Source organism: Frateuria defendens, assembly GCF_001182895.1.
Classification (GTDB): Bacteria; Pseudomonadota; Gammaproteobacteria; order Xanthomonadales; family Rhodanobacteraceae; genus Frateuria_B; species Frateuria_B defendens.
In genome coordinates, this window is record NZ_LFQR01000212.1 from 1 (window position 1) to 5,653 (window position 5,653).

Genomic DNA, 5,653 nt, shown 5'->3' on the forward strand with positions numbered 1-5,653 from the left:
CAAGAGAAAGTAACTCGGCCGCCGGCAGGCGGACGAAAGCCCGCCGCAGGCGAGCCAGTGAGCGATAACGCTCGATTGAGCGGTGACGATTCCGGCCTACACCGGAACGACGAGCAAGGGCGAGATAGCCCCACTACCAGTGCCCACTGGGCTACCGCAAGACGCGCTCCATGGTCCCCGGCACTTCGGTGGCAAGATCGTGAACAGGCTCTGAGGCCATAACGACGCGAGCCCGCCTTTCGGAGCAGAACGCAACCAGGGTATGTGATACCCCCGCGCTCCGCGCCGGACCCTCATCCGCCTGCCGGCACCTTCTCCCGGGGGAGAAGAGTATCGACCTGGGAGCGCGAGGCCACGGCGGGGCGCCGGCAGAAGCCGGCCGGGTCTTCAGCAGCGCGCCTCACCGGGATAACCCCCTAAAGATTTCCGCCCCCGCGCCGATGCATGGAGCGTAGCCCCTCCTGCCCTCCCGGATTCCGACGGAAACACCCATGAAGACCCTGCTCGCCGCCTCCGTGCTCCTGCTCGCCCCGCTGGCCGCCCACGCCGGCTGCGCCTCCACCGATTTTGCCATCCAGGACTTCAAGGTCGGCGCCGCGGGCGGCCGCCTCAGCCTGAAGGGCCAGTTGGCGAACCATTGCGCCGCCGCCGCCGCCGCGCAGATCCAGATCGACGCGAAGGATTCCACCGGCCACGTGCTGCAGTCCAAGAAGGGCTGGCCGGCCGGCACCACCAACATCGCGCCGGGCCAGGCGGTGGAGTTCGACCTCGGCCGCCTGTTCCGCTACCAGAGCGACATGCAGTCCTACACGGTCAGCGTGGTCGACGTGCGCGCCTGGTAAGAGCCTGCCGCGCGCCGGGCCCGAGCGCCCGGCGCGCCGTCATTCCGCGGCAGGCGGCGCGCTGCTGTCGGCGGGCGCCGGCGGCGACAGTTGGCCGGTGCCGTCGTCCTCGTCGCCGTACAGCGCCACGTGCGGCACGCCGTCCGCGCCGATCCAGCCGCGATACATGCCGTCGGTGTTGAACGGCATGGCGACGTGGCCCTTGTCGTCCAGCGCGATCGCGCCGCCGTTGCCGCCCATCGCCGGAATCTCCTGGTTGATCACCTCGGCCGCCGCGCGCTGCAGCGGCACGCGCATCTGCGTCACCCGCATGCAGACCTCGTGCGCCGCCACCGTACGCAGGTAGAACTCGCCCCAGCCGGTGCCCGACACCGCGCAGCCGGAATTGGCGTAGGTGCCGGCGCCGATCACCGGCGAATCGCCCACCCGTCCCCAGCGCTTGTCGGTCATGCCGCCAGTGGAGGTGCCGGCGGCCAGGCGCCCCTGCGCGTCCAGCGCCACCGCACCCACCGTGCCGAAGTGCTTGGCGGCCTTGTCCTCCGCGCTCTCGGCGGCGGCGCCCTTGTCCTGCTTGAGCGCCCGCTGCAACTGCTGCCAGCGCTGCTCGGTGCGGAAATAGGACGGATCGACCAGGGTCACGCCCTGCTCCTTGGCGAACGCCTCGGCGCCCTCGCCGATCAGCATCACGTGCGGGGATTTCTCCATCACCGCACGCGCCAGCAGGATTGGGTTCTTCACCCGTTGCACGCCCGCCACCGAGCCGGCGCGCAGCGTATAGCCGTCCATGATCGCGGCATCGAGCTCGTTCTTGCCCTCGTGGGTGAACACCGCGCCCTTGCCGGCGTTGAAGTTGGGATCGTCCTCCAGCACCACGATCGCCGCGCTCACCGCCTCGACCGCCGCCTTGCCCGCCTTGAGCTGGGCATAGCCGCTCTGCAGTGCCAGCTTCAGCGCGGCGCGCACTGCCTTCTCGCGCTCGGCGCTCATGTCGCGCCGGATCACCCCGGCACCACCGTGGATCACCAGTACCGGGGCGGTGGCGTGGCTCATGGCGGCGGCTCCCAAAGCGGCAAGGGCGATGAACAGGCGCAGCTTCACGAGGGGTCCTCCGGCGGGTACCGCCGGAGTATAGCCTTCGCCATCGGCCTACTTGGCCTGGAACCGCACTTCGTTGCCGGAAAACTCGGCGTGCATGCCCACGACATCCGCGATCAGCCGCATGGCGTCCTGCGGGGGCACCTGCTCGAAGTTGCCGGCAATGGCGTGGCGGTCGTCCAGGACCTCGGGATTGCGCAGCACCAAGCCAGACTGCACGGCCACCGACTGCGCCATCTGGCGCGCCGTCATGCCGTGAAAGAACAGCGTCGACAGGGCCGCCGCCGGCGCAAGGCCGTCGCACCCCGCCGAGGGCGTCAGGTCGACCTGCATGTAATGGGCCGTACCCGAAATCTTGTCCCCGCCCTGACCTGGGGCGACATGCGCGCCGACCAGGATCGTGGCCCGCTGCAAAGGCTTGGTACGCACCGTCGGCTGAGTCGAGAACGCCTCCGTGCCGCCATCCGCCTTGTCGAGGCGCCCCTTGAGCTGACTGCGGATCTCGATCTGATCCGGCCCCGCCGCCGTCACCGCGAATCGCCCGTGCCACTCGGGCACGCCGCTTTCGGTGCCGTCGAAGGCGGCATATTTGCCCGTGCGCAGGCATTGGGTGAAGTGCGTCGCGGCAGGCTTGCCGTCGAAGGCAACGTCCACCTTCAGTGTGTAGCGGTCGGCGACGGCCGTTTTCGCACCGCCCTGCGCGGGCGCCGGCACAGCCGCGTAAACCGCCGTGCCGAGGGTGCCGATGAGCATCGCCATGGCGATACCGCCCATGCGACGACCGGGAAAACCAGGTTGCTGCTTCAACATGGCAATACGCTCCGTAAGTGGATGACGGGGTGACCAGGGGCAACCCACCGGCAGCGCCAGGGCGACCGACTGGGTCTTCAACATCGCGTTGGCATAGCGACGCCGCTGCCCGCCGTGCTCGCACAGCACGGCCGCATCGCAAGCCAGTTCCTGGTCGTGGCGCAACGCCACGACCGCCAGCCATGCCAACGGGTGGAACCAGAACATGACACTCACCGCCTGCGCGGCCAGGCACCACCAGCCGTCGCGGCGACGCGCATGCATCGTCTCGTGGGCGAGAATCAGCGCCCGCTCGGCGGCGTCGTAGCGAAGCTCGAAATCGGCCGGCAGCACGATGCGCGGCCGCCAGGCGCCGACCAGCGCCGGCCCGACGTCCGCCCTGGCGGCGCGCAGTACCGTCCACGCCGATGGCAGGCCCGTCATCGGCACGGCTCCTCGCAGACGAAGGCGATAGCGCTGCTGCGCTAGGACAGCCAGGCCCACGCTCGCCGCCGCACCTGTGAGCCAAACCAGCAGGACACATGCTCGCCAGTCGAATGGAAGCCGGGGCGAGGCGGGGACCGACCATGCTTCGGTCATCGCGGTGACCGTGAGCAATACCGGCGGCAATGCCGGCCCATGCTGTGCCGCAGGGTGCGGCAACTGGCTGACCAGCATCGCCAGGGGCGGCAGCAGCCACAGCAGAAACGCGCGTTCGGCCCCGAACAGCCGGCGGCACAGACGCCGAAGCAGCATCACGCACAGCGTCGCGGTAGTGAAGGCGAGGCAAATCGTCCCGCCACGGGCGAACCAGTCGATGTTCGCCAGCTCAGCGCTGCTCATCGTCCAATTCCTCCAGCAGCTTGCGCAGCTCGGCGATGTCACGCTTGGACAATTTGCGCTGCTCGGAGAAGTGCGCCACCAGCGGGGCCACGCGGCCGCCGAACAGGCGGTCGAGCAGGCCCTTGCTCTGCTGCGAGACGTATTGCTCGCGGGTGAGTCGGGCGCTGTAGAGATAGCGGCGACCGTCACGCGCGGCCTGCACCGCCTTCTTCTTCAACAGACGGTTGAGCAGCGACTTCACCGTGCCCTCCTGCCATCCTTGCGTCGGCCCTACCTCGGCCAGGATCTCCTCGGCGCTGCGCGGCTCGTGCAGCCAGAGCACCTCCATCACTACCGCCTCGGCTTCGCTGATCATCGTTTACGCCTGTAATTTTTCAGTTGAGTTTACGCACGTAATCGTTCATGTCAACGCTTTCGCTGCCGATGAAATAGCCCCTGACCGTGCCGTGCGGCCGCCTGCGTCATCGTGAGGCTACACGCTCCACCCGCTTACGACCTTGGTACAGCATGGCCCGGCGGCATTCCGTCGTATCCTTGGCGGCCGGATTCCCCCGGAAGGCTTTGCCCCATGAACAAGGTGTTTGCCAGTGCGGCCGCCGCGCTCGACGGCTTGCTGTTCGACGACATGACCATCGCCGCCGGGGGCTTCGGCCTGTGCGGCATTCCCGAGAACCTGATCGGCGCGCTGCTCGCGGCCGGCACCCGCGGGCTCACCATCGTGGGCAACAACGCCGGCGTGGACGACTTCGGCATGGGGCCGCTGCTCAAGACGCGCCAGGTGAAGCGCGTGTACGCCTCCTACGTGGGCGAGAACAAGGAATTCGAGCGCCAGGTGCTGGCCGGCGAACTGGAGCTGCACCTGGTGCCGCAGGGCACGCTGGCGGAGAAGCTGCGCGCCGGCGGCGCCGGCATCCCCGGCTTCTACACCCGCACCGCGTTCGGCACCAAGCTGGCCGACGGCAAGGACATCCGGGTCTTCGACGGCAAGGAATACGTGCTGGAGGAAGCCATCCACGCCGACCTCTCGATCGTGAAGGCGTGGAAGGGCGACGCGCTGGGCAACCTGGTGTTCCGCAAGACCGCGCGCAACTTCAACCCGATGATCGCCACCTGCGGCAAGCTCTGCGTGGCCGAGGTGGAGGAATTGGTGGAAGTGGGCGAGCTCGACCCGGACTCGATCCACGTGCCCGGCATCTACGTGGACCGCATCATCCAGGGCCTGGGCTACGAGAAGCGCGTCGAGTTCCGCACCGTGGCCGGCGCCAACACCGGCAAGGAGAGCCCGGTGCGCATCGCCATGGCGCGCCGCGCCGCGAAGGAGCTGCGCGACGGGTTCTACGTGAACCTCGGCATCGGCATCCCCACCCTGGTGGCGAACTACATCCCGGCGGGCATCGACGTCACCCTCCAATCGGAGAATGGCCTGCTCGGCATCGGCCCGTTCCCGGACGAGGCGCACGTCGATCCGGATCTGATCAACGCCGGCAAGCAGACCATCACCGCCCTGCCCGGCTCGAGCTTCTTCTCCAGCGCGGAGTCGTTCGCGATGATCCGCGGCGGCCACGTCGATCTCTCCATCCTCGGCGGGCTGGAAGTCTCCTGCACCGGCGACCTCGCCAACTGGATGGTGCCGGGCAAGATGGTGAAGGGCCCCGGCGGCGCGATGGACCTGGTCAGCGGCGTCAAGCGCGTGGTGGTGCTGATGGAGCACACCGCGAAGGACGGCACGCCCAAGATCAAGCCGCAATGCGAACTGCCGATCACCGGCAAGGAAGTGGTGGACCTGATCATCACCGACCTCGCCGTGTTCGAGGTGGCGAAGGGCCAGGGCCTCACCCTGATCGAGCTCAACGAAGGCGTGAGCCTGGACGAGGTGAAGGTCAAGACCGGCTGCGCGTTCGAAGTGGCGGCCGGGTTGGGCTGAGGGCTGCGCGCTCGCTTTTCTCCTCAGAGCCTGCTCAAAGTCTCTCCTGCCTGCACCCTCCCCTGCGTGCAGGGGAGGGTTGGGGAGGGGTAAACCCTTGCCTCGAGGCCAGACTTCACCCCCTCCCAGCCTCCCCCTGCAAGCACTGTCTCTTTATCAC

5 protein-coding genes are annotated in these 5,653 nt (G+C 68.2%); 2 read left to right on the forward strand and 3 right to left on the reverse strand.

Annotation, left to right across the window (positions count from 1 at the left end; translation table 11 throughout):
* The first annotated feature begins 491 nt into the window (after window positions 1–491).
* The gene (locus ACH65_RS17940; RefSeq protein ID WP_049624007.1) at window positions 492–842 is read left to right on the forward strand and encodes a hypothetical protein; all 351 of its coding nucleotides are present in this window, start codon (window positions 492–494) and stop codon (window positions 840–842) included.
* 39 nt (window positions 843–881) lie between these two features.
* Here the strand turns inward: ACH65_RS17940 and ACH65_RS17945 are convergent, their stop codons facing one another.
* The 3 genes from ACH65_RS17945 to ACH65_RS17955 all read right to left on the reverse strand — a co-directional run bounded on the left by ACH65_RS17945 (window position 882) and on the right by ACH65_RS17955 (window position 3,924).
* Complete coding sequence (locus ACH65_RS17945) at window positions 882–1,892, reverse strand: isoaspartyl peptidase/L-asparaginase family protein (RefSeq protein WP_049624011.1); 1,011 nt, start codon at window positions 1,890–1,892, stop codon at window positions 882–884.
* 96 nt (window positions 1,893–1,988) lie between these two features.
* Window positions 1,989–3,569 (reverse strand): M56 family metallopeptidase, encoded by a 1,581-nt coding sequence (locus tag ACH65_RS17950; protein ID WP_049624008.1) that lies wholly within the window; start codon window positions 3,567–3,569, stop codon window positions 1,989–1,991.
* Complete coding sequence (locus tag ACH65_RS17955) at window positions 3,556–3,924, reverse strand: BlaI/MecI/CopY family transcriptional regulator (protein ID WP_049624009.1); 369 nt, start codon at window positions 3,922–3,924, stop codon at window positions 3,556–3,558. Before ACH65_RS17955 ends, ACH65_RS17950 begins: the two co-directional genes overlap by 14 nt.
* A gap of 213 nt (window positions 3,925–4,137) precedes the next feature.
* On the opposite strand from ACH65_RS17955, the gene ACH65_RS21100 reads away from it, so the two are divergent.
* A complete protein-coding gene (locus ACH65_RS21100) occupies window positions 4,138–5,493 on the forward strand; it encodes a 3-oxoacid CoA-transferase subunit B (protein WP_049624010.1) in 1,356 nt (451 codons plus the stop codon).
* Window positions 5,494–5,653 lie beyond the last annotated feature (160 nt).

Coding starts and splice junctions, on each gene's coding strand:
- ACH65_RS17940 (WP_049624007.1), top strand. CDS start 492: ATGAAGACCCTGCTCGCCGCCTCCGTGCTCCTGCTCGCCCCGCTGGCC.
- ACH65_RS17945 (WP_049624011.1), bottom strand. CDS start 1,892: ATGAGCCACGCCACCGCCCCGGTACTGGTGATCCACGGTGGTGCCGGG.
- ACH65_RS17950 (WP_049624008.1), bottom strand. CDS start 3,569: ATGAGCAGCGCTGAGCTGGCGAACATCGACTGGTTCGCCCGTGGCGGG.
- ACH65_RS17955 (WP_049624009.1), bottom strand. CDS start 3,924: ATGATCAGCGAAGCCGAGGCGGTAGTGATGGAGGTGCTCTGGCTGCAC.
- ACH65_RS21100 (WP_049624010.1), top strand. CDS start 4,138: ATGAACAAGGTGTTTGCCAGTGCGGCCGCCGCGCTCGACGGCTTGCTG.